The sequence below is a fragment of the Actinoalloteichus sp. GBA129-24 genome (genome assembly GCF_001941645.1).
Classification (GTDB): domain Bacteria; phylum Actinomycetota; class Actinomycetes; order Mycobacteriales; family Pseudonocardiaceae; genus Actinoalloteichus_A; species Actinoalloteichus_A fjordicus.
The window spans coordinates 5086123-5109959 of record NZ_CP016077.1; the positions used below are offsets into that span (position 1 = coordinate 5086123).

Annotated in this window: 15 protein-coding genes; 6 read left to right on the forward strand and 9 right to left on the reverse strand. The window is 70.3% G+C overall.

Annotated elements, in window-relative coordinates; genetic code table 11:
* Positions 1-76: 76 nt before the first annotated feature.
* Complete coding sequence (locus UA75_RS21735) at positions 77-799, reverse strand: alpha/beta hydrolase (protein ID WP_075744060.1); 723 nt, start codon at positions 797-799, stop codon at positions 77-79.
* A 338-nt stretch (positions 800-1137) separates the two neighbouring features.
* A complete protein-coding gene (locus tag UA75_RS21740) occupies positions 1138-2115 on the reverse strand; it encodes a M23 family metallopeptidase (RefSeq protein ID WP_083690848.1) in 978 nt (325 codons plus the stop codon).
* A gap of 465 nt (positions 2116-2580) precedes the next feature.
* Here UA75_RS21740 and glgX point away from each other — a divergent pair, with 465 nt between their 5' ends.
* Both glgX and treY read left to right on the forward strand, forming a co-directional pair.
* Positions 2581-4749 carry a glycogen debranching protein GlgX gene (glgX, locus tag UA75_RS21745; RefSeq protein ID WP_075741839.1) on the forward strand — a complete coding sequence of 723 codons (2169 nt, stop codon included), beginning with the start codon at positions 2581-2583 and terminating at the stop codon, positions 4747-4749.
* On the forward strand, positions 4746-7109 hold the full coding sequence (gene treY / locus UA75_RS21750; protein ID WP_075741840.1) for a malto-oligosyltrehalose synthase: 2364 nt from the start codon (positions 4746-4748) through the stop codon (positions 7107-7109). The genes glgX and treY overlap by 4 nt, the downstream gene beginning before the upstream one ends.
* Positions 7110-7145: 36 nt before the next feature.
* Here treY and UA75_RS21755 read toward each other — a convergent pair whose 3' ends face one another.
* Positions 7146-7589, reverse strand: coding sequence for a MauE/DoxX family redox-associated membrane protein (locus tag UA75_RS21755; protein ID WP_075741841.1), 444 nt, complete (start codon positions 7587-7589; stop codon positions 7146-7148).
* 116 nt (positions 7590-7705) lie between these two features.
* Here UA75_RS21755 and treZ point away from each other — a divergent pair, with 116 nt between their 5' ends.
* A complete protein-coding gene (gene treZ / locus UA75_RS21760) occupies positions 7706-9463 on the forward strand; it encodes a malto-oligosyltrehalose trehalohydrolase (RefSeq protein WP_075744062.1) in 1758 nt (585 codons plus the stop codon).
* 155 nt (positions 9464-9618) lie between these two features.
* On the opposite strand, the gene UA75_RS21765 is transcribed toward treZ, so the two are convergent.
* The 4 genes from UA75_RS21765 to UA75_RS21780 all read right to left on the reverse strand — a co-directional run bounded on the left by UA75_RS21765 (position 9619) and on the right by UA75_RS21780 (position 15802).
* Positions 9619-10899: a nitric oxide synthase oxygenase gene (locus UA75_RS21765; RefSeq protein ID WP_083683451.1), complete on the reverse strand. Its 1281-nt coding sequence runs from the start codon at positions 10897-10899 to the stop codon at positions 9619-9621.
* 421 nt (positions 10900-11320) lie between these two features.
* Complete coding sequence (locus UA75_RS21770) at positions 11321-12379, reverse strand: tartrate dehydrogenase (RefSeq protein WP_075741843.1); 1059 nt, start codon at positions 12377-12379, stop codon at positions 11321-11323.
* Between the two features lie 78 nt (positions 12380-12457).
* Positions 12458-14596: a transglycosylase domain-containing protein gene (locus UA75_RS21775; RefSeq protein ID WP_232237359.1), complete on the reverse strand. Its 2139-nt coding sequence runs from the start codon at positions 14594-14596 to the stop codon at positions 12458-12460.
* A gap of 333 nt (positions 14597-14929) precedes the next feature.
* On the reverse strand, positions 14930-15802 hold the full coding sequence (locus UA75_RS21780) for a DedA family protein (RefSeq protein ID WP_075741845.1): 873 nt from the start codon (positions 15800-15802) through the stop codon (positions 14930-14932).
* A 761-nt stretch (positions 15803-16563) separates the two neighbouring features.
* Between UA75_RS21780 and UA75_RS21785 the strand changes: the two genes are divergently transcribed.
* The 3 genes from UA75_RS21785 to UA75_RS21795 all read left to right on the forward strand — a co-directional run bounded on the left by UA75_RS21785 (position 16564) and on the right by UA75_RS21795 (position 20801).
* The gene (locus tag UA75_RS21785; protein WP_083683452.1) at positions 16564-18864 is read left to right on the forward strand and encodes a SulP family inorganic anion transporter; all 2301 of its coding nucleotides are present in this window, start codon (positions 16564-16566) and stop codon (positions 18862-18864) included.
* A gap of 55 nt (positions 18865-18919) precedes the next feature.
* Positions 18920-19723: an SRPBCC family protein gene (locus tag UA75_RS33305; RefSeq protein ID WP_075741846.1), complete on the forward strand. Its 804-nt coding sequence runs from the start codon at positions 18920-18922 to the stop codon at positions 19721-19723.
* Between the two features lie 262 nt (positions 19724-19985).
* The gene (locus tag UA75_RS21795; protein WP_075741847.1) at positions 19986-20801 is read left to right on the forward strand and encodes a SigB/SigF/SigG family RNA polymerase sigma factor; all 816 of its coding nucleotides are present in this window, start codon (positions 19986-19988) and stop codon (positions 20799-20801) included.
* A gap of 280 nt (positions 20802-21081) precedes the next feature.
* Here UA75_RS21795 and UA75_RS21800 read toward each other — a convergent pair whose 3' ends face one another.
* Positions 21082-21993 (reverse strand): DUF4429 domain-containing protein, encoded by a 912-nt coding sequence (locus tag UA75_RS21800; protein WP_198042807.1) that lies wholly within the window; start codon positions 21991-21993, stop codon positions 21082-21084.
* A 257-nt stretch (positions 21994-22250) separates the two neighbouring features.
* The gene (gndA, locus tag UA75_RS21805) at positions 22251-23690 is read right to left on the reverse strand and encodes an NADP-dependent phosphogluconate dehydrogenase (RefSeq protein ID WP_075744064.1); all 1440 of its coding nucleotides are present in this window, start codon (positions 23688-23690) and stop codon (positions 22251-22253) included.
* Positions 23691-23837 lie beyond the last annotated feature (147 nt).

Genomic DNA, 23837 nt, shown 5'->3' on the forward strand with positions numbered 1-23837 from the left:
CCCGCCGTCGCGCGAGGGTCCGGGTCGGTCGGCTGGATGAAGGCTCGTCATGCTGGTGACTCCCACGGTCGACGTCTCATAACGGGACCCGCAGTCCGATCGGCGCGGGTGCTCGATAGGCGTTCGCGATGCCGGTGCGGTGCGGTTCGAGTCCGAGGACGCCCAAGACGAAGTCGCGCACCAGCCGGTGCCAGTCAGCGGCACGTCTGGCCATCGCGTGCCCCTCTCCGTGGACGTCGAAACGCGCGACGTCGTCGGTGACCACGACGGCCCGCGTGGCGAGCAGGAAGGACTGCCTCGGATCGGTCAGCTGATCTCGGTCGCCGTGGGCGATCAGCACCTGGCGACCGCGTAGCTGCGCCACCGGCTCGCCCTGCTCAGCCCACGGCGCCAGGGCGCCCACCCCGAGCACGGCGGGGTCGTCGGCGATCCGCAGCGCGACCCGACCGCCCATCGAGTGACCGACCAGGACGACGCGGGCGCCGGGGTGGCGGGCGTGGATCTCGGCGAGGGCCCACCGCGCATCGGACACCGGATCGAGATCCGGGGCGTTCCAGCCGCGCACCCGGTAACCGAGCAGCCATACGGCGACGCCCCGGTCTCGCAGGACACGGTGCAGGACGCGGGCGAAGGGGATCATCCGCAGGTAGGCGAGCTGAGTTCGCCGTGCGGGGCGGTAGCTGTCGGCGCGACCGCCGTGCAGCAGCAGGACGACCGCGCGCACCGGGCGGTCCGGGGTCGGACGCCAGACGGCGACCCGAGGCGAGGTGCCTGCGAAGAACCTCGTCGATCCCGTCATCCGGCCTCCCACCCGTCCCGCCGATCACGGCCTGCCCGGTGTCGGGCAGGCCGGTGGTGGTTCGCACCGCGCCGCGGGTTCGGATCGAGGTTGCGACGGGGATCACAGTGCGACGGACCCGCGTCGGAGAGGTTCTGGGACTCGGGACAGATCCCGGTCGCCGACGAGGCGCGGTCGTCGGGGGCTCGGCGGCGGATGACACGGCGACGTCCCCGCCGCTGATGCGAGGGCGACGGGGACGCAGAAGGTGGAGCAGGAGGGCACACCCGCACACGCAGGCGCCCGCCAGGGTGACCTGACGGGCGCCTTCAGTGCGAGCTGCGGGGGGCGGTCGGTTCTTACTGGACCGAGATGCCCCGCGCGGCGAGCCACGGCTGCGGGTCGATCTTCTGTCCGTTGACGTGCACCTCGAAGTGCAGGTGCGGGCCGGTGGACTGACCACGGTTGCCCATGGTGGCGATCTGCTCGCCTGCGGCGACCTGCTGGCCGACGCTCACGGAGTAGGTGTCGATGTGACCGTAGACCGTGATGGTGCCGTCGTCGGCCTGGACCCGGACCCACTGACCGAAGCCGCTGGCCGTGCCCGCGCTGATGACGGTGCCGCTGGTGGCCGACACGATCGGCGTGCCGATCGAGTTGGCGATGTCGATGCCATAGTGCGTGGTGCCCCAGCGTGCCCCGAAGCCCGAGGTGAAGGTGCCCTCGGTCGGCTTGACGAAGTCGGCAGTGGCCTGGGCGGGAGCGGCCTCTTCCTCGGCGGCGGCCTCGGCAGCGGCCTCTTCCTCGGCGGCGGCGGCCTGCTCCTCAGCAGCGGCAGCCTCAGCAGCGGCAGCCTCAGCAGCGGCAGCCTCAGCAGCGGCAGCCTCAGCGGCGGCCTGCTCCTCAGCGGCAGCGGCCTCTTCCTCGACGGCGGCGGCCTCGGCGGCGGCGCGCTCTTCCGCTGCGACGCGGTCGGCCTCCACCTTGGCGGCGCGGACCAGCTTGCTCAGCTCCAGGGTGGGGTTCACGTCATGGAAGATCGGGAGCACCGACGGGGTGATCCTCGGCAGCTGACGCTGCTCGCTCAACTCGGCCAGCGTCGCGGCGTGCTGCTCGGCGGCGCTGGACTTCTCGCCCTGCTCGGCGCTGGCGCCCGCGAGCAGCGGCTGTCCGCCCAGCAGGAACGCACCCGCCAGTGCGGAGGCGATGACGGCCTTGCCCGTGCCTCGGCGGCCGGGGGCGGCGCGGTGGGCGCCTCGGGCGGACTCGGAGGTCGTGCGGTGTTCCGTGGGCGCCGAGGTGCTGAGCTGCCCGGCCTTTCTGTGGTGTCGGGGCATTTCGAGCCTTTCCTGCGTCTCGGGGACGGCACGGCCACGCATCTGCCGGTGGGGGAAGTCCGACAGGTGCTGTCCACTCCGACAGGCACCTCGTGTTGTTCTTGTGACCGAACCGTGACGAACAAGCCAGACCGTAATCGGCCGTCACCGAGAGCTTCAACCAGGTGTGACCCAGCACCCAATTGGCGGATATCAACTAGAGGAATTATCTACAAAGAGTCACAACCGCAGGTCGAGATGGTGGCCAGATCCCCGAGACCTCGGAGCAATTGGGCCTGATCCACAAAAGGAGCGACCAGCGAGCGGCGGCGCTCGCAGCCGGGGGCCACGGCCTCGCCGCGGTCACCCGCGCCCGCTCAGCATGCTTTGCCGCGCAGATATCGCCGGGAGGGAGGCTGATCGAATAGCGTGAATCGCACAAGCCCGTGCAGCCTGCATCGGGCGACTGCCTCACCGGGAGCGATCATGCAGCCGTGGCCGGGTACCGCCTATCCGCTGGGCGCGTCCTACGACGGTGCCGGCACCAACTTCGCCATCTTCTCCGAGGTGGCCGACAAGGTGGAGCTGTGTCTCTTCGACGAGGACGACAAGGAGACCCGCATCGCGTTGTACGAGGTCGACGGCTTCGTGCACCACTGCTATCTCCCCGGCATCGGCCCCGGTCAGCGGTACGGCTACCGCATCAGCGGGCCGTACGATCCCGCCGCAGGCCTGCGCTGCAACCCGAACAAGCTGCTCATCGACCCCTACGCCAAGGCCGTGGAGGGGACGCTGGACTGGCACGAGTCGCTCTTCGGCTACCACTTCGACGACGGCGATCGGCGTAACGACCTCGACTCGGCCGCCTACCTGCCGAAGTCGGTGGTCATCAACCCCTTCTTCGACTGGGGGATGGACCGCTATCCCAAGACGCCCTACAACGAGACGGTCATCTACGAGGCTCATGTCCGGGGCCTGACCATCTCCCACCCGGAGATCCCGGCCGAGCTGCGCGGGACCTATGCCGGGCTCGCCCACCCGGTGATGATCGACCACCTCACCCGGCTGGGGATCACGGCCGTGGAACTGATGCCGGTGCATCACTTCGTGGTCGATCACCACCTCGTGCAGCGGGGGCTGACCAACTACTGGGGTTACAACACGCTCGGCTTCCTGGCTCCGCACAGCGGCTACGCCTCGGCGGGCGGGCGAGGAGCCCAGGTGCCGGAGTTCAAGGCGATGGTCCGCTCCCTGCACGACGCGGGCATCGAGGTCATCCTCGACGTCGTCTACAACCACACCGCCGAGGGCAATCACCTCGGGCCGACGCTGTCCATGCGAGGCATCGACAACGCCGCCTACTACCGGCTGATGGAGGACGATCCGCAGTACTACCGGGACTACACCGGCACCGGAAACTCGCTGAACGTCCGGAGCCCTCACACCTTGCAGCTCATCATGGACTCGCTGCGCTACTGGGTGGAGGAGATGCACGTCGACGGCTTCCGTTTCGACCTCGCGTCGACGCTGGCCAGGGAGTTCTACGACGTGGACCGGCTCAGCTCCTTCTTCGACCTCGTCCAGCAGGACCCGTTGATCAGCCAGGTCAAGCTGATCGCAGAACCGTGGGACGTCGGGCCCGGCGGCTATCAGGTCGGCAACTTCCCGCCGTTGTGGACCGAGTGGAACGGCAAGTACCGAGACACGGTGCGTGACTTCTGGCGCGGGGAGCCCGGCACGCTCGGCGAGTTCGCCTCCCGGTTCACCGGCTCCAGCGACCTCTACCAGGACGACGGACGCAGGCCGTATGCTTCGATCAACTTCGTCACCGCGCACGACGGCTTCACCCTCAACGACCTCGTCGCCTACAACTCCAAGCACAACGAGGCTAACGGCGAGGACGGCCACGACGGCGAGAGCGACAACCGCTCGTGGAACTGCGGGGCAGAGGGCCCGATCGGCGATCCGGCGATCAACGAGCTGCGGGCGCGGCAGCGCCGCAACTTCCTCGCCACCATGCTGTTGTCCCAGGGAACCCCGATGCTGCTGCACGGCGACGAGCTCGGTCGGACCCAACGCGGCAACAACAACGCCTACTGCCAGGACAACGACGTGTCCTGGGTCGACTGGTCACTGGCCGACGTCCACGAGAACCTCATCGGGTTCGTGTCGGCGTTGAACCGCCTGCGCCGCAATCATCCGGTGTTCCGCAGGCGCAAGTTCTTCGCGGGCCGCCCCATCCGCAAGGGCGACGAGCTGCGGGACATCGCCTGGTTCACCCCGTCGGGGGACGAGATGACCGAACACGACTGGGACGTGCCCTTCGGCAGGGCGGTGACGGTGTTCCTCAACGGCGACGGCATCCCCGACCGGGACCGGCGCGGCGAGCCGGTCACCGACGACTCGTTCCTGCTGTGCTTCAACGCCCACGGGGAGGACCTGGAGATCACCCTGCCCGGCTCGGACTACGGCATCGAGTGGACCGTCGTGGTCGACACCGCCACCGGGGAGGTCTTCGGCACGGCGGCGGACACGGTCAGCGGCGCGATGGCAGGCTCGGTTCCGACGAGGGTCCGTTCGATCCTCGCCGGGGGCGTGCTCACCGTCCCGGCCCGATCCCTGATCGTGATGCAGCGTACGGAGGAGAACACGTGACGGTCCCGACCTCGACCTATCGGCTCCAGCTCGGGCCGGACCAGACCTTCGACCAGGCACGGGCGCTCGTCGACTACCTGCGCGACCTCGGGGTCGGCGCCCTGTACGTCTCCCCCGTACTGACGGCCGCTCCAGGCTCGACGCACGGCTACGACATGGTCGATCCGACGCAGGCCGCCGCCGTCCTGGGCGGCGAGTCCGCCCGACACGCCCTCGCCGAGCGGCTGCGGGCTCGCGGCCTCGGCCTGGTGGTCGACGTCGTGCCCAATCACATGGGCGTGGCCGTGCCCTCGGCGAACCCCTGGTGGTGGGAGGTGCTGCGCGAGGGTCGGGCTGCCGTGCACGCCGACTACTTCGACATCGACTTCTCGCGGGGCCCGATCCTGCTGCCGGTGCTCGCCGACGACGGCGACGGCGGAGCGGCGGCGCTCGCGGACCTGCGGGTGGTCGACGGGGTGCTGCGCTATCACGAACACGAGTTCCCCCTGGCCGAGGGCTCCGCCGAGACGCCCGACGCCGCGACGCCTGCCGAGGCGGCCGCAGTGGTGCACGCACGACAGCACTATCGGCTCGTCTCCTGGCGACGCGGCGGCGCGGAGCTGACCTACCGGCGGTTCTTCGACATCAGCACGCTGGCGGCGATCCGGGTGGAGGACCCGACCGTGTTCGCCGCCACCCACGGTGAGCTGCTGCGGTGGGTGGAGGAGGGCGAGGTCACCGGCCTGCGTATCGACCATCCCGACGGGCTGGCCGATCCTGGCGAGTATCTACGCAGGCTGCGCGAGGCGGCCCCGGACGCCTGGCTGGTGGTGGAGAAGATCCTGGCCCCCGGCGAGGCGCTGCCCGCCTCCTGGCCGGTCGACGGCACCACCGGTTACGAGGCGTTGCGGGAGGTGTGCGGGCTCTTCGTCGACCCGGCGGGCGAGGCGCCGCTGACCGCACTGGCCCAGGAGCTGTCGGCGCCGGAGTCGGCGGCGGCCTGCGCCGACCCGCACGGCACCGAGTCGGCCTGCAAGCACTTCGCGGCCGCCGAGGTGCTGGGCGCGGAACTGGACCGCATCGCGGGGCTGGTCACCGCGCTGCCCGCAGGCCCCGACCGCGAGACCGCCCGGCTGGCGACGGCGGAGCTGCTGCGGTCGTTCCCCGTCTATCGCAGCTATCTGCCGGAGGGGCGGGAGGCACTGGACCAGGCGGTGGCCACCGCACACGGCCATCGCCCCGAAGTGCGCGGCGTGATCGACGCGATCGCCGCCGAGATGGTGGCCCGGCCACACGGCGAGCTGGCGATCCGTGTGCAGCAGACCTCGGGCATGGTGACGGCCAAGGGCGTGGAGGACACCGCCTTCTACCGGTTCAACCGCTTCGTGGCACTCAACGAGGTGGGCGGGGACCCGGCGCGCTTCGGGGTCTCGCCTGCCGAGTTCCATGCCGCCGCCCAGGGCAGGGCGGCGGGGCTGCCCTCGATGATGACCTCGCTGTCCACCCACGACACCAAGCGCTCCGAGGACGTCCGGGCGCGGTTGGCCGTGTTGTCGGAACTGCCGTCGGAGTTCGCCGAGGCGCTGCGGCGCTGGACCGCTCGTCATCCGCTGCCGGAGGCGAGCCTGAATCTGCTGGGCTGGCAGTGTCTCCTCGGCGCCTGGCCGATCACCGAGGACCGACTGCGCGACTACCTGGCCAAGGCGGCCAAGGAGGCCAAGCTCGGCACGAGCTGGACGGCGCCGGACCCCGACTTCGACGCGGCCGTCGCCGCCTGGCCCGCCTCGGTGCTCGGCGACGAGCAGACCGCCGCCGAGGTCGCGGCCTTCGCCGACCGCATCACCCGGCCGGGCTGGTCGAACTCGCTGGGGCAGAAGCTGGTCCAGACGGCGGGACCCGGCGTGCCGGACGTGTACCAGGGCACGGAGCTGTGGGACCTCTCCCTGGTCGACCCGGACAACCGGCGACCGGTCGACTTCGGGGCCCGTCGAAGCCTGTTGAGCCGCCTGGACCAGGGCACCCTGCCCGAGATCGATCACTCCGGGGCCGCGAAGCTGCTGGTGACCTCGCGGGTGCTGCGGCTGCGCCGCGACGAGCCTGCGCTGTTCACCGGCTATCGGCCGCTCACCTCGGACGGACCGGCCGCCCGGCACGCCGTCGCCTTCGCCAGGGGCGGCAGGCACGCCGAACTCGTCGCGGTGGCCACCCGACTCCCCGTCGCGCTGGCGAAGTCCGGCGGCTGGCGGGACACGATCCTGGCCATGCCCGACGGCCGGGCCTCCTGGATCGACGTGATCAGCGGCGACCGGGTCGACACCGCGACGCCGCTGCTGGGCGACGTCCTCTCCCGGTATCCGGTGGCGCTGCTGCGGCGAGACTGAGGGAGGCATGGGGCGGCTTCGGCGCCGTCGACGGCGCTAGCCGAACACCACCACCAGGCACGCCGACAGGAACCCGAGCTGCATCAGCGTGCGCGGCAGCAGCGGCGTCGCGGGCCTGCCTGCGAACACCACCTCACGCCGGGCGCGGAGACGTCGGCCGGGAAACATCACGACCAGCAGCACCGCGGGCCCGGCCGCCGCCCAGCGCGCCGTCGGCGACCACAGCAGGCCGGGCACGGCGAGAAGCTCCAGCACGCCGGTCGCCGTCGCCAGGAGTGCGGGGCGGGGCAGGCTCGGCGGCACCATCGCGATCATGCTCGCGCGGCGCGGCTCGACGAAGTGCGCGAGGCCGGTCAGCAGCACCATCGCCGCCAGCCCGAGCCGCAAGGCGGCGGGCCGTTCGTCGAGGGCCTCGACGCCGAACAGGCCCGCCGTCCTCCCGAGCAGGGTCGCCGCGATCAGCATGATCAGCGGAGCCATCGACTCTCCTCTCCTCGGGAGCCGTCCGACACCCCACCGGCGGTAACACTGTTACAGAACAGTGTTTCTCCTCGGTGGCTGGGCAACGACGCACCATCGACGCCAAGATGATCCACATGGCGGACTTCGCGGTCTGGGCACCGCAGCGGCAGACGGTCACCCTGCACACCGAGGATGCCGAGCATCCGATGCGGCGCACCGACGGCGGCTGGTGGCTGGCGTCGCTCCCCGAGGCCGGGCACGGCACCGCCTACGGATTCCGGCTCGACGACGAACAGCCGCTGCCCGACCCCCGTTCGCGCTGGCAGCCCGACGGCGTGCACGGCCTGTCGCGGGTCTACGACCACGGTCGATTCGACTGGCAGGCCGAGGGCTGGACGGGACGGCCACTGCCGGGCGGAGTGGTCTACGAGCTGCACATCGGCACCTTCACCGAGGCGGGGACCTTCGATGCCGCCGTCGAACGCCTCGATCACCTCGTGGCGCTGGGCATCGACTTCGTCGAGGTGCTGCCGGTCAACTCCTTCGACGGGCCCGCAGGGTGGGGGTACGACGGAGTCGCCTGGTCGGCGGTCCAGGAGAGTTATGGCGGCCCGGACGGCTTCAAGCGCTTCGTCGACGCGTGCCATGAGCGAGGACTCGCCGTGCTGCTCGACGTCGTCTACAACCATCTCGGCCCGTCGGGGGCCTATCTCGATCGCTTCGGCCCCTACTTCGCGGGCAGCACGGTGTGGGGACCGTCGGTCAATCTCGACGGCGCCGACTCCGACGAGGTCCGCAACCTGATCATCGACAACGCGCTGGGCTGGCTGCGCGACTTCCAGGTGGACGGTCTCCGACTGGACGCGGTGCATGCCCTGCGTGACCAGCGGGCGATCCACCTGCTGGAGGAGCTGTCCGTCGCCGTCGAGGGGTTGTCGGCCCATCTGGGCAGGCCGCTGACGCTGATCGCCGAGTCGGACCTCAACGACCCTCGGCTGATCACGCCTCGCGAGGCGGGCGGCCACGGACTGCACGCCCAGTGGGACGACGACCTCCACCACTGCCTGCATGCCGCGCTGACCGGCGAACGCCAGGGCTACTACGCGGACTTCGGCTCGCTGCGGGCCCTGGCCGACACGCTGCGCGGCGTCTTCTTCCACGCAGGCACGAGGTCCTCGTTCCGAGGACGCGACCACGGCAGGCCGGTGGACACCCACCGCGTGCCCGCACATCGATTCCTCATCTACCTCCAGAACCACGACCAGATCGGCAACCGCGCCGCAGGCGATCGGATCTCGGCGAGCCTCTCCCCCGGCCTGCTGGCCTGCGGTGCCGCGCTGGTGCTGTGCACGCCCTACACGCCGATGCTGTTCATGGGTGAGGAATGGGGCGCGGGCACGCCGTGGCAGTTCTTCGCCTCGTTCCCCGACCCGGCACTGGCCGAGGCGGTGCGCACCGGGCGCCGCGCGGAGTTCGGCGCCCACGGCTGGGACGAGGCCGACGTGCCTGATCCGCTCGACCCCGCCACCGTCACCCGGTCGACGCTGGACTGGTCGGAGCCCACGCGTGCCGGGCATCGCGAACTGCTCGACGTCTACCGGCGGCTGATCGCACTCCGCCGTGCCCACCCCGAACTGACCGATCCCCGGCTGGACCGCTTCGGCGTCGACGTCGACGAGGCGGCCCGCTGGATCATGCTCCGGCGGGGAGACCTGCGGCTGGTCTGCAATCTCTCGGACACGGCCCGACGGATTCCCTCGGGCGGCCAGATCGAGGAGGTCCTGACCGCCGTCCCCCCACTCGGGCCGCAGCAGGCCGCCGAGACCGCGGACCATCTCGACCTCGGGCCCGAGTCCTTCGCCCTGCTTCGCGTCGCCCGGCGACAGGCCTGACGACGACAGGACTGACGACGACAGCCGCTCGGCGGCCGACCGAGCAGCGGGATCGCCGAGGTCGCCGGGCCTGCGGGCCTGCTCCTCAAGCGGTGTCCGCCGTCGTCACCCGACCCCCGGCTGCCGACCACGGGATCAGGGCGAGCAGGACTCGGTCAGTTCACCACCAGCGGCAGGCCGAACATCGAGAGCAGGCCCGCCTCCGGCAGCTCCGCAGGCATCGGGGCGCGCACCGGGCCGCCCTGGGTGCCGCGCTTCGCCGCCTCGTCGTCCAGGACGAAGTTCGGCCAGAGCTCCTCGGTGTCGTAATAGCGGTGGAAGACCGGCGTCAGCGAGCCCGACAGCGGCGGCACGATCCAACTCCAGTCCGCCGGGCAGCTGCGGCCTGCCTTCTCCTCCCGGCTCACGTGGGTCAGGAAGCGCTCGGACTCGGTGTGGTGGTCGGTGATCGTCGCCTCGGCCTTGGCGAAGGAGTGCAGCACCGCCCGGTTCAGCTCCACGAGCGCACGGTCCTTCCACAGCGTCTGCTCGCTGGAGGTGTCCAGCCCCATTCGCCGCGCCACCTCCGGCAGCATCGCGTAGCGGTCGTGGTCGGCGAGGTTGCGCGCCCCGATCTCGGTGCCCATGTACCAGCCGTTGAAGGGGGCGGCCGAATACGAGACGCCGCCGATCACCAGGCTCATGTTCGAGATGGCGGGCACCGTGTGCCAACGCAGTCCCAGCTCGGCGAACCACGGCAGCTCCGGATGGCGCAGCTCCACCTCGTGCACCACGGACCGGGGCAGCTCGAACCAGCGGGTGCCCTCCTCCGGGCTGTCGATCACCAGCGGCAGGACGTCGAACGCGCCCGGCTGCGCGGGCGGCTGCCAGCCGAGGGCCTGCACGGCCTCGGTGAAGTCCAGATATCGGGGATCGCCGAGCACCCCGCCGTCCTCGGTCCGATAGCCCGCGTAGCGGATGAGCTGCTCGTTCCAGATCCTCGGCCCCGGCCGGTCCGGCGCGTCGGCCGCGAACACGCTGATCGTGGGACGCACCCGCCCGTTGTTGGTGGCGGAGCGAAGGTGGTCGACACACCGTTCGGCGACGGCGGCGGAGCCCCGCACGGCCCGGAAGTCCCGCACGCGCAGGCTCTTCCAGTACAGCCTGCCGATGCAGCGCGCGCTGTTGCGCCAGGCGACCCTGGCACCGAAGACGAGTTCCGCCGTCGTGTGCACATAGGTACCGGTGGCCTCGATCTCGGCGCGAATCCAGCGTCGCCGCGACTGGAGTGCCCCGGCCATGTCGTGTTCCTTCTCGAACAGATCGAGGAACTCCTCGGCCTGAGCAAGGACGTCCGGCTGCTCCGGGCGCTGCGGGGCGGGCTGCTGATGCCAGACCTGGGGATCGGCGACGGGACAACCCTCGCCGGAGGACACTCTGCCGGGGGAAAGAGTCACGGGGCAACAACCTAGTGCCACCGGGCCGCGACGGGTAGCCACTCCGACGATGATGTGATCTTCCTCGGACGACGGGACGAGCCGCGTCGGCGGTCGCCCACGACGCACCACAGTGCCGCCCCTGCCGCGTCGGCGGCCGCGCGGGGGGCGGGAACGGACGCCGACGGGGCTCGGTGCGAGGCCGAGGCCCCGTCAGCAGCGCCTGCTCCTCGGTCTGCCTGGTACGGGCTCCTTGAGTGCTGCCGCGTCCGGTCGACCCGTTCGCGATTCGCCGCCTGCTCCTCGAATCCATGGCTGAACCCGATCAATGCCGCCAGGCGGTCGGTCTCCATCGCGAGGAGCGTTGACGCCCGTGCTCGACGGTGTCGGCCGCGAGCCCCGCCGGGTCGCGAGCGGCGCTCACCCCCGGCGGCGACCGCGATCACCCGCCGACAGCGGCGGCGACGAACTCCGTGACGGCGGCGGTGTCGGCGTTGCCGCCGACGTCCCCGGTGCGGGTGGCGGCATCGGCGAGGCTTCGCTCGATGGCGCCCATCAGGTCCGAGGCGGCCTCGGCGTGCCCGAGCTGCTCCAGCATCAGCACCACGGACCACAGGGCGCCCACCGGATTGGCGATGCCGCGCCCGGCGATGTCGGGTGCCGAGCCGTGCACCGGCTCGAACATCGAGGGATGCTCGCCGCTCGGATTGAGGTTGGCGCTGGCCGCCAGCCCGATGGAGCCCGTCGCGGCGGCGGTCAGGTCGCTGAGGACGTCGCCGAACAGATTGGAGGCGACGATCACGTCCAGCGAGCTCGGCGCGAGCACCACTTTCGCGGCCAGGGCGTCGATGTGCTCACTGCGCCAGCTGACCTCGGGGAAGGCCTCGGCGCGGGAGCGCACCACCTCGTCCCAGAACGGCATGGTGTGCACGATGCCGTTCGACTTGGTCGCCGAGACCAGCCTGCCGCTGCGAGCGCGGGCGGCGGTGAAGGCGTAGTCCGCCACTCTGGTGATGCCCTGGCGGGTGAAGATCGCCTCCTGGACGGCGGCCTCCTCGGCAAGGCCCTGATTGAACCGGCCGCCGATCTGGGAGTACTCGCCCTCGGTGTTCTCCCGGACCACCAGGATGTCGATGTCGCCCGGTCCCACCCCGGACAACGGCGAGGGGACGCCCGCGAAGGTGCGGGCGGGCCGGTGATTGACGAACTGGTGGAAGGCGCGACGGATGGGGATCAGCAGGCCCCACAGCGAGACGTGGTCGGCCACGCCGGGCCAGCCGACGGCGCCGAGCAGGATCGCGTCGAAGCCTCGGAGGGTGTCGATGCCGTCCTCCGGCATCATCTCTCGAGTCTCCGCGAAACGGGCGCAGGACCAGTCGAACTCCTGAAAGGCGAGATCGAGGCCGTGCCGGGCGGCCACCGCGTCCAACACGGTCCGAGCCGCGCTGGTCACCTCGACTCCGATGCCGTCGCCGGGGATCACCGCAATGCGTTGCGTCATCTCGCTGGACCTTCCCGAGGGGGTGGGACGCCGGTCAGCGTCTCATCCCCTCGGGGGGTCTTCAACAACCCGGGTCGATCAGGAGTAGCGAGGATCGGCCGCGGGCAGTGGTGCGTCGGGCAGACCCTCGTGGAGCGGGGTCATCGTCTGGAACCAGGTCCTGGCGGGTGCGTGGCCGCCGTACATGTTTCCGGACCCGCACTGCACCGGGGGCGTCCCGTTGCAGATCGGCCCCGGCCGGGAGCTGTCCCCGAAGACCATGTTCGCCCCGGCCCAGTGGGGGGTCGCCCCCATGAACGCCGCCGAGCGGTAGTTCTGCGTGGTACCGGTCTTGCCCACCATCGGACGAGACCAGCCCGCAGCGGACGCGGCGTTCGCGGCGGTGCCGCTGCCCGTCGTGTCCCGGCTCATCGCCTGGGCCATGGAATTGGCCAGGCCCTCGTCGACCGCCTGCTCGCACGGCGCCTCGTCGATCGGCACGACCTCGCCGTTGCGATCCCGGATCTCCTCGATCGGGCTCGGCGGGCACCACACGCCGCCACTGACCAGCGTGGCACTCACGTTGGCCAATTCCAGCACGCTGGTCGGCCCGGCGCCCAAGGTGAACGAGCCCTGGTTGCCCTGGGTCACCGCCTCACCCTGTGACCTGTTGAGCATCCCGTTGTCGGAATCCGGCTGAATCGCGGTTCCCGACAGGTTGACCTCGTTCATGCCCCGGCGCAGCCCGAGACTGGAGGCCATGTTGACCACTGAACCGACCCCGACGGCCTCCTGCATCGGGAGGAACGGCGTGTTCGGCGAGGTGGCCAGCGCCTCGGTGAACGACATGGTCTCCGGATAACCGTTACCAGAGTTCCGAACCTGGTAAGGCCCGCCGTCGCCCCGATAGACCGGCGACGTGTAGACATCCGGGACATCGAGTGTCTGGTTGATGTTGTAGCCGTTCTCCAACGCGGCGGCCGCGGTGAAGACCTTGTAGATCGAGCCCGCCCCGAAGGTGGTGACATAACTGGGCAGGTCGATGGTCGTCTGGAACTGTTCGCTGTCCAGGCCGTAGTCCCGGTTGGCGACCAGCGCCCGCACCTTGTGGGACTCGGTGCCGGGCTCCACGATCGCCATCACGTTGGCGATCCCGTCCGCGTTCTTCGGGACATGGTTCTCGGCCGCCTGCTTGGCGAGCTCCGTGGCCCTCGGATCAAGCGTGGTCTTGATCGTGTATCCGCCGCGCTTGATCTCCTCCAGATCGAAACCGTGACTCAGGAGGTAGTTGATCACGTACGAGCAGAAGAAGCCGTTGACGGTTCCTTCTCTCGCCGGGACACAGCCGTGCGAGGTCTGGTTCAGCGGGTTGAGCACCCCGAGCGGCTCCTGCTTGATCTCGTCGCCGATCTCCTGGTTCGCCTCCGCACCGTCTTCCGAGAACCGACCCTGATCCGCCATGAGCTGGATCACCAGGTTGCGTCGTTCGATGGCCTGCTCGGGACGACGGATCGGGTTCAGCGTCGAAGGCTGGTTGACGATGGCGGCCAGCAGGGCCGACTGAGCCACGTTGAGCTGATCGGGCGTGGTGTCGAAATAGGCGTCGGCCGCCTGGTGCACGCCGAAGATCTCGTTGCCGTAGGGCACGACGTTGAGATACCCGGCGAGGATCTCGTCCTTGGTCATCCGTTCTTCGATGTCCAACGCGATCCGCGCCTCGCGGAGCTTCCTGGCGATCGTGGTCTCGGTGGCTGCCTGGAACTCCGGATCCTCCGAGTCGCCGTCGGCGACGACGAACGCCAGGTAGTTCTTCACGTACTGCTGGGTCAGCGTCGATCCGCCGCCCTGAACGTCACCGGCCATCTGGTTCTGGAGGGCGACCCGGATGGTCGCCTGCCAGTCGACACCCTCGTGGTCCTCGAATCGATGATCCTCGACGGCCACGATCGCCGCCTTCATCTCCTCGGAGATGGCCTCCGGCGGAACGATCACCCGATTCTGGTGATATAGGTGAGCAATCGGGGTGTCGTGCATGTCGGTGATGGTGGAGATGGTGGCGGGCATCCTCTCCTCGAACTCGGCAGACGTGTTGTTCACCGTCTCCGCCGCCTGATTTGACACGGCACCGAAACCTGCGGCCACGGGGAACAGCACCGCAGCCACCAAGACGCCCGCGATGAGACACAGACCTAAGAGTTTTGACAGGCCCTTCGCCCGAGCCAGGAACACGGCTGGCACAACTCCTTCCTCCGGCGGTCGAATGCGACCGGACCGGCGTCGATGATCGGCGAACGCCGAGCACAGCGCACACCGCTGCCGCTTCGGAAGACGTCGGTGATCGAGACCACGTTGCCTGGCGGGGGAGTGAAGTGACTCACCCCAGCTGCGGTCCCGCCCAGAGCGGACGCTCCGGCGAGATCAGCACGGTGCTAGTCACCAACGCCGCATCCGTTCACCATTGTGCCTGAAACCGCGTCGCCCGATCGTGACAAGGACCGGGCGCGATCTCCTTGACAGCAACGGAGATTCGCCCGAGATCAGAGCGAGCGCGCCTGCCTGCGTCCTCGACCGTCAGGACACCGGGTCCAGCGAGGCCGGCTCCTCCGGGTCCCGCGCGTCGGACCCGGCGGGCTGAGACGTCTTCGGGGTGTCTGCCGTCGCAGCGTCGTCCGGGCGACGGGCGGTCTCCGAGGGCCGGGAGTCCTGCGGAGCACTCGCAGGCATCGGCTCCTCCGGCCGAGCACCGCTCGTCGCGGGAGTGATACCCGAGGTCGCCGCGTCGCCGGTGTCCGCCGCCGTCGAACCCGTGGCGGTGGCCGCCGCGCCCGCGGTCTTCCTGGCCTTCCTGGTCTTGAGCAGGATCACCAGGACCACCAGGACCGCGAGGGCGATCAGCAGAATCCAACTGGCCCGACCGAGCCGGGCCTCGATGAACTGCGCGGAGGCGCCCGCGCCCGCGCCGATGCCGACGTGCAGGACCGACCAGCACGCCGCGCCCGCGATCGAGCCGGGCAGGAACCGGCGATAGACCAGCCCGGAGGCGCCTGCGGCGGCGGGCGTCAGGGTGCGCACCACCGGGAGGAATCGGGCGAAGAACACCGCCCAGACGCCGTGCTTGCGCAACAGCTCGCCCGCCCGATCCCAGTGCGCCTGCCCGATCTTGCGGATCAGCTTCGTCTCTCGAATCCTCGGGCCGAATCGCTTGCCGAGCAGATAGCCGATCGAGTCGCCGAGGGAGGCACACACGGTCACGACGATGCACATGATCGCGAAGGCCCACGGGTCACGGACCGTGGTGGCCGCGATGAGCAGTCCGGTCTCGCCGGGTGCGATGAACCCGAGGCCGATCGTCGTCTCAGCGAGCACGAGAAGCCCGGTCGCCGCTATCACTGCGGGCTGCGGAAGCTCCGCCAGCGCATTCAGAGCTTCCGTGAGCGGACCCACCCGAGACACTCCCCCTTGATGTGACGTGCCCGTCCGGGCATACGCCGTGCTGACAGCAACGGACCCACCCGTCGGGTAATCACCCGACCGGGTTCTTCAGTCCCAGCCGCCCCGTGCCGTTGCGGTTGGCGACGGGCATCACTCGGACGGTGTCGACCCTACCGAAGTTCCCCGCACCCACCGATCGGCTCCTCACCTGGGCATTACCCGACCGGATGATTCTCTTTGTCCGATCAATCCTATTTGGTGATGATGGTTCTCGGGGTGGCGACCATCGGCCGATCGTCGACCCGATCCCGTACACCGACCCCTCGGAGAGCACCTCGTGGAACCATCCCGAGTACCCGTCCGGGAGCGAAGACGTCCGGCAGGCGCAGTCCGGGTCCGGACTCCCGCCGCCCACGCCCGCACGGTCGCCGATCACCGCAGGCGAGGCCGCCCGCCGTGTCACGCAAGGCAGAACGGCCGCGCGGCTTGATCGACCCGACCGGCCATCGAACCTGATGCCTGCCCGCTGCTCCGCCTTCGCTCCGCGCTCTACGCCGTCCGTTCCCCGGCCGGTCTGCCCGTGCCAGTCCCGGTTCGCCGCCCCGGCCTCTCCCGCCTGCGATCAGGCAGCACCGATCCCTCGGCCGTCGACGAAAGACCCCGCGACCGGCGAGGTCGATCCGCGCTCGGAATCCCCGGCGACGCCTGCGCCGACCCGGGAGCCACACCGGGGCCGAGCGGCCCCTGACCCGTACCCGTCCAGAGGAGTGCCCATGAACAAACGATCCGAGCCACGCCCGCACGGCGGCGAGCACACCACCGTCGACCCTCCAGCGAGCCCGCCCACAGGACGATGGGGCGAGCTCCTCCGTCACGACCTGCCCGCATCCCTGGTGGTGTTCCTGGTCGCCGTGCCGCTGTCACTGGGCATCGCGGCCGCGACCGGAGCGCCGATCATGGCGGGGCTGATCGCCGCCGTGGTCGGCGGTGTCGTCGCCGGGGCATTCGCGGGCGCCCCCCTCCAGGTCAGCGGCCCGGCGGCAGGCCTGGTGGTGATCGTCGCCAGCCTGATCGAGCGGCACGGCTGGCCGGTCACCGCAGCCATCACCGTCGGAGCCGGCCTCCTCCAACTGCTCTTCGGCGTCTCGAAGGTCGCCCGGCTCGCCCTGTCGCTCTCCCCGGCGGTCGTCCACGGGATGCTCGCGGGCATCGGCGTGGTGATCGCCATCGGTCAGGCCCAGGTCATGCTCGGCGGCCAGTCCCGTCCCGAGGCGCTGGAGAACCTCGATGCGATGCCCGAGGTCCTCACCGGTCTGCACACACCGACCCTGCTCATCGGTCTGGCAGCCGTCGTGGTGCTGATCGCCTGGCCGCGTCTGCCCGTGCTGCGGGCCGTGCCCGCGCCGCTGGCCGCCGTCGCCATCGCCACGCTGCTGGCCATGGGCAGTCCCGACGTCGTGACAGTCTCGCTGCCGGACGATCCGCTCGGCGCGATCAGCCTGCCCGCGCTGCCGGACTCCGATCTGCTCGCCGTCGGAGTCGGCGTGCTGACCGTCGCGCTGGTCGCCAGCGTCGAGTCGCTGCTGTCGGCAGTCGCCGTCGACCGAATGCACGACGGCCCTCGTGCCGACCTGAATCGCGAGCTGCTCGCGCAGGGCGCGGCCAACATCGGCTCCGGTTCCCTCGGCGGGCTGCCCATCACCGGCGTGATCGTCCGCAGCTCGACGAACGTCTCCTCTGGTGCCCGCACCCGCGCATCCAGCATCCTGCACGGCGTCTGGGTGGCAGGTGCCGTCCTGTTCCTCGGCGCCCTGCTGGAGATGATCCCGCTGACCGCGCTGGCCGCCGTCCTGATCGTGGTGGGCGTCAAGCTGGTGGACCCGGCCCGGATGCGGCTGCTCTGGCGGCAGCGGGAGTTCCTGCCCTACGCCGTGACCATGGCGGGCGTGGTCTGCTTCGACCTGGTCGTCGGCGTCCTCGCGGGGCTGGCACTGGCCATGGTGCAGACCCTGTGGCGCCTCGCCAGGCACAGCATCCAGGTGGTTCCGCTCGGCGACGACCGCTGGCGAGTCACGGTCGGCGGGTCGCTGGTCTTCCTCGGCGTCAGCTCCCTGACCTCCCGGCTGAACACGGTGCCTGCCGGGCAGGACGTGACCGTCGAGCTGCACCTGGACTGTCTAGACCAGGGCGCCTTCGAGGCGCTGCGTGACTGGCGGGTCGGCTACGAACGGGCGGGGGGCACCGTGCGCGTCGACGAGATCGGCGCCGCCTGGTATCACCGGGCCGTCCGAGGCGGCAGGCCCGCGACGTCGCGGAGTTCGACGGCCCTGGCACCGCACTGGTTCGCTCCCTGGCAGCACTGGCAGCGACATCGTGATCAGCGCACCGACATCGAGTCCGCCATCCCCCGACAGCGCGACGAGGCCGATCCGATGATCCTCGGTGTGCAGGAGTTCGAGCGGCGATCCGCTCCCCTGCTGCGTCCGCTGCTCGCCGAGCTGGCCGAGCACGGCCAACGCCCCGCCCGGCTGTTCGTCTGCTGCGCGGACTCCCGCATGGTGCCCAACGTGATCACCACCAGCGGGCCTGGCGACCTGTTCACCCTGCGCAACGTGGGGAATCTGGTGCCGCCGAGCGACTCGCTGGGCGACAGCTCGGTGGGCTCGGCCGTCGAGTTCGCCGTCGAGCGCCTCGCCGTCACCAGCATCGTGGTCTGCGGCCACTCGCACTGCGGGGCGATGCGCTCCCTGCTCGAAGACGACATGAATCCGAGCAGTCATCTGGCCGACTGGCTCGTCCACGCGGAGCCGAGCCTGCGGCGCTTCCGCTCGCTGCCGCCCTCGGATGCCGGGCAGGACGAGGGGGCCGGTTCGGCGGCGGACTCGGTCGCTGTCATCAACGTCCGGCAACAGCTGACGAACCTGATGACGTACCCGCTGGTCAGGGAGGCGGTCCTGGCGGGGCGGCTGACGCTTGCGGGCATGTACTTCGACCTGGCCGAGGCACGGATGTACCTCGTGGACGAGCACGACGGCACCTTGCGGGCCCTCTCCGAGCCGCTCGGCCAGGTGTGAACGGCAGATCCTCCGGGTAGTCCGTGCCCCACGATCAGCCGAAGGAGGTCCCGCCGTGACGAGGATCGAGGAATCGGTGGACGTTCGGGTCCCGATCAGCGTCGCCTACGCCGGGTGGGCACGCATCGAGGACTTTCCCCTCTTCATGGAGGGCGTCGAAGAGATCACTCCGGTCGACGGCCGGGCCAGCCATTGGGTGATCGAGATCGCCGGGGTCCGTCGGGAGTTCGACGCGCGGGTCGTCGAGCAGCGTCTCGACGACCTGATCAGCTGGCAGGCCGACGGCGGCCAAGACCACGCGGGAGTAGTCACCTTCCGGGCCGTCGACGAGGACACCACCCGCGTTCACCTGCGCATGGACTACGAGCCGACGACGCTGGTGGAGAAGGCAGGAGGCGCGCTCGGACTCATCGCCCAACGCGTGCGCGCCGACCTCGAACGGTTCAAGGAGTTCCTCGAGGCCGACATCTTCGAGCTCTTCGACGAGGACCCGCAGCCGATCGACTCGGCAGCCGAGGACGACTCGGACCGGGCGGACGCGGCGGGCCTCATCGTCGAGACCGAGATCGCGGCGGACATCGACGCCGGGGTCGAACCGGCGATGGCCGACCGGATCGAGGCCGAGATCGAGGCGGAGACACCGCCGCCGTCGACGATCGACCTGGTCGCGCCGCGCACCCACAACTCGGCCGCATCGGCGACGGAGGCACCACCCCAGGCGGACCAGCCGCAGGCGGCCGCCGTCCTGGAACGCGAGGACGCGGACGACGTGCCGTCGCAGGCATCCGCACCGACCGACGTGCCAGGCCAGAAGGACGATCCGGTGATGCCGCGACGCGGCTCATCCGGGAGGGTCTGATCCACCCGAGGCACGGTGCCGGTTCGTTCCGGCGAACCGGCACCGTCCGGCCCGGCGGCGCCTACGGCAGGCAGCACGGCGTCGGCATCCAGCCCCACGGCGTCGGCATCCAGCCCGACGACGTGGCTGTCCGACCGAACGGGCGTCGCTCGTTCCGGCCGTCCACTCCCTGCCGCCTGCCCGGTCCGCACGACGAGCAGGAGGGCCGGAGTGCAGGCAAGCTGGAGCACGTGGAATCGCAGAGACGGCGAGCGGGCGCGGCGTGAGCCGAGGGGCCCGTCCGGGTGCTGCCCGGCCAACAGGCGGCGAGCGGGATGCGAGCGACGACGAGAACGTCCGCTACGGGCATCTCGCTCCGCTGTTCGCCGAGCTCGCCGCGCTCGCCCCCGACTGTCGGGAGCACACGGCGCTGCGCGAGCGGCTGGTCACCGAGCACCTCCCCCTGGCCCGGCACGTGGCCAGGCGGTTCGCCAATCGAGGCGAGACGCAGGACGACCTGGTCCAGGTCGCCACGATGGGCCTCATCAAGGCGGTGGATCGCTTCGACCCGGAGCGGGGGGTCGACTTCCTCTCGTACGCGGTGCCGACCGTGATGGGGGAGGTGCGCAGACACTTCCGCGACACCGGGTGGACGGTGCGCGTGCCGCGCAGGCTTCAGGAGCTGCACCTGGCGCTCAACTCGGCGAACGGCGAGCTGTCCCAGACGCTGGGGCGGGCCCCCACGCCCCGCGAGCTGGCGGAGCGGCTGAAGGTGCCCGTCGAGCAGGTCTACGAGGGTCTGGCGGCAGGCCACGCCTATCGGAGCAGTTCACTAGACGAGATGCTCATCGACGACGAGAGCCTGGCCCTGGGTGACACCCTCGGAGTAGTCGAGCCGGAGATGGAGAGCGTGGAGAACCGGGAGGTGCTCCAGCCGCTGCTCGCAACCCTGCCGCAGCGGGATCGCACTGTGCTGCTGCTGCGGTTCTTCGCGAACATGACCCAGACTCAGATCGCCGAGCGCATCGGCATCTCGCAGATGCACGTATCGCGCCTGCTGGCGCGTACGCTGCGCAAGCTCCGCGAAGAGGCACGCTAGAACCCGGCCGAGTCCCGCCCCGCAGCACCGGATCGCAGGAGATCGCGCGGCGGACCCGCCGCCTGCGGCACGGACGGCCGTCGGGCCCGGCGGCCTGAGGCAGGCCGGTAGGGCCGCTCAGAGCCTGTCTTTGGTCCCCCTGGAGTCGTGAGCGGGGATCAGCGTGGCTGAGCTGCCAGGCGGGGGAAAGAGACATAACCGGGGTCATGTCGACTGACGACCGCCGCAGATCGCCGCGCCTGCCCCGCGCAACAGGAAACTGGGGATCAAAGACAGGCTCTCAGATGCGCCCGAGCAGCTCGGCCTTCTTCTCCTCGAACTGCTCGTCGCTGAGCAGGCCTGCGTCGCGCAGGTCGCCGAGCTTGCGGATGGTCTGGAAGATCTCGTCCACATCCACCGCGCCACGGGGCGACATCGGCGGCGAACTCGGCTCCGCGGGCGAGCTTGCTGAGGGCGGGAGGTCGGTTCCGAGCAGTGCGGCCGGGGTCGAGACGACGTCGTCCATCGCGACGCGCACCGCGCACGCCACGGAGAGCGCGGCGGTCGCCCCGTACAGGACCACGGCCGCCAGATCGAGGGCGGGCTTCGGTCGCACGGCGGTGTTGGTGTCGTCGGTGGCGACTCGGAGATGGCCGTAGCCGCCGTACTCCGGGCAGACCCACTCGATGTCGCGCAGTCGCTCCACCGGGTACACCGCCGAGCCGACCTTTCGCTTGGACCGGTGGGCCTGGATGCCCCACCGCATGGTTAGCACCCGGCCGTCGAAGGCCACGGTGCCGTCGAAGCCCTTCGCGGTGAGTGGCGGCGGCGGAAGGCGTACCAGGAAACGCGGGGCGGGCACCTCGGAGTCCGGATTGACCGCGACCCGGTCCTCGATCTCGGAGGCGTAGTAGCCCGCCAGATCCTGCTGCGCGGAGTCCAAGGTCAGGCGATACGGCTCGGCCCCGTCGGGCAGTCCGCCCGCCGCGACGGCCAGGACTGGCTCGGCGCGGGGACGCAGCCGGAGGTCGAGACTCGGCCGCCGCTTCTCGGTCAGGGTCACCCCGGCCAGCGCCTCGTTGGGCACGAAGACCTCGCCGAACTCCCGGAGCAGGGCGTGAGTCCGCCGTCCGGTGCCGTACCGGATTCGGATGCCTGCGGCCTCGAAAGACCACCGCGCGTTGCGCCCGGACAGCTCTAACCCGAAGTCCACGGCCAGAGGATAGCCTGCGCCGTCGGGGTGGACGCCGAGATCGCTCTCGTCTGAGAGCCTGTCTTTGATCCCCACTTTCGGAGTTGCGCGGGGCCAGCGCGGCGATCTGCGGCGTTGTCGTCAGTCAACATAACTTTCGTTATGCCCCCTTCCTCCGCCTGGCAGCTCAGCCACGCTGATCCCCGCTCACGTCTCCAGGAGGATCAAAGACAGACTCTGAGAAGTCGTCACGTCCACCCCTCGGCGAGGGGCTCTGATCAGGCCTCGACCTCGTCCCGGCCCTGGCCCCACCGGGTGTGGAAGCTGCCCGGCCGGTCGACCCGCTGGTACGTGTGCGCGCCGAAGTAGTCGCGCTGGCCCTGCACCAGGGCGGCGGGCAGCCGCTCGGCACGCAGCGAGTCGTAGTAGGCCAGCCCGGAGGCCAGGCCCGGCACCGGCACTCCTGCGGCGGCGGCGGTGGCGACCACCCGCCGCCATGCCTCCTGCGCACGGCCGATCTGCTCGGTGAAGTACTCGTCGACCAGCAGGTTCACCAGGCCGGGGTCGGCACGGTAGGCATCGGTGATCCGGTTCAGGAATCGGGCGCGGATGATGCAGCCGCCACGCCAGATCCGCGCCGTGGCACCGAGGTCGATGTCCCAGCCGTACTCCCGACCCGCCTCGGTGATCATGCTGAAGCCCTGGGCGTAGGCCGCGAGCTTCGCGCCGTAGAGCGCCTCGCGCAGGTCGTCCACGAAGTCGTCGCCGAGCTTGGGCGGCGCGGCCGGACCGGGCAGGTTCGCGGCGGCGGAACGCTGCTCGACGTGACCGGAGAGCGCCCTGGCGAACACGGCCTCCGCGATCCCCGCCACCGGCTCGCCGAGTTCCAGTCCCTCCCGGACCGTCCAGCGACCGGTGCCCTTCTGCTCCGCACGGTCGGCGACGACGTCCACGAACGGCCTGCCCGTGGCCGGGTCGACGTGGGCGAGCACCTCGGCGGTGATCTCGATCAGGTAGGACTCCAGGTCGCCCTCGTTCCAGGTGCGAAACACCTCGGCGATCTCGGCGGGCTCTCGCCCGGCGGCCCGGCGCAGCAGGTCGTACGTCTCCGCGATGAACTGCATGTCGGCGTACTCGATGCCGTTGTGCACCATCTTGACGAAGTGGCCTGCGCCGTCGGGGCCGAGCCGCACGCAGCAGGGGTCGCCGTCGACGACGGCGGCGATCGACTCGAGGATCGGACCGACCTGCTCGTAGGCCTCGGCGGAGCCGCCGGGCATGATGCTCGGGCCGAGCAGGGCGCCCTCCTCGCCGCCGGAGATTCCGGTGCCGACGAAGTGCAGGCCCTTCTCCCGCATGGCCGCCTCCCGCCGCCGAGTGTCGGCGAAGTGGGCGTTTCCGCCGTCGAGCAGGATGTCGCCGGGTTCGAGGAGTCCGGCCAGCTCGTCCAGCACCGCGTCGGTCCCGGCGCCCGCCTTGACCATCACGATGATCTTCCGAGGCCGTTCGAGGACCGCGACCAGATCGGCGAGGGTCGCCGCCTCCACGAAGGCACCCTCGTCGCCGTGCTGATCAAGCAGTTCGCGCGTCTTGGCCTGGGTCCGGTTGTGCACCGCGACCGTGTATCCGCGCCTGGCGAGATTGCGGGCGAGATTGCTGCCCATCGTGGCAAGCCCGGTGACCCCGATCCGTGCGGTACGCGCAACATCATCCGTCATGTCCACAGCCTCCCCCGAGAGGTGTGTCTCGCGCGAGTCGTTGTCGGCAACGCCTCGTCCGGGAATCTCCGCGTTCAGTGGGAACCGGCGGCCCCCGACCAGTGGGCAGACAGGTCGGTCCCGGCCCGATGCCTGTTCCGTCGCGCG

Bases quoted from the DNA above. Each gene is read 5' to 3' on its own strand.
- UA75_RS21785 (WP_083683452.1), top strand. From the start codon at position 16,564: ATGAACAAACGATCCGAGCCACGCCCGCACGGCGGCGAGCACACCACC.
- UA75_RS21735 (WP_075744060.1), bottom strand. From the start codon at position 799: ATGACGGGATCGACGAGGTTCTTCGCAGGCACCTCGCCTCGGGTCGCC.
- gndA (WP_075744064.1), bottom strand. From the start codon at position 23,690: ATGACGGATGATGTTGCGCGTACCGCACGGATCGGGGTCACCGGGCTT.
- UA75_RS21755 (WP_075741841.1), bottom strand. From the start codon at position 7,589: ATGGCTCCGCTGATCATGCTGATCGCGGCGACCCTGCTCGGGAGGACG.
- glgX (WP_075741839.1), top strand. From the start codon at position 2,581: ATGCAGCCGTGGCCGGGTACCGCCTATCCGCTGGGCGCGTCCTACGAC.
- treZ (WP_075744062.1), top strand. From the start codon at position 7,706: ATGGCGGACTTCGCGGTCTGGGCACCGCAGCGGCAGACGGTCACCCTG.
- UA75_RS21740 (WP_083690848.1), bottom strand. From the start codon at position 2,115: ATGCCCCGACACCACAGAAAGGCCGGGCAGCTCAGCACCTCGGCGCCC.
- UA75_RS21770 (WP_075741843.1), bottom strand. From the start codon at position 12,379: ATGACGCAACGCATTGCGGTGATCCCCGGCGACGGCATCGGAGTCGAG.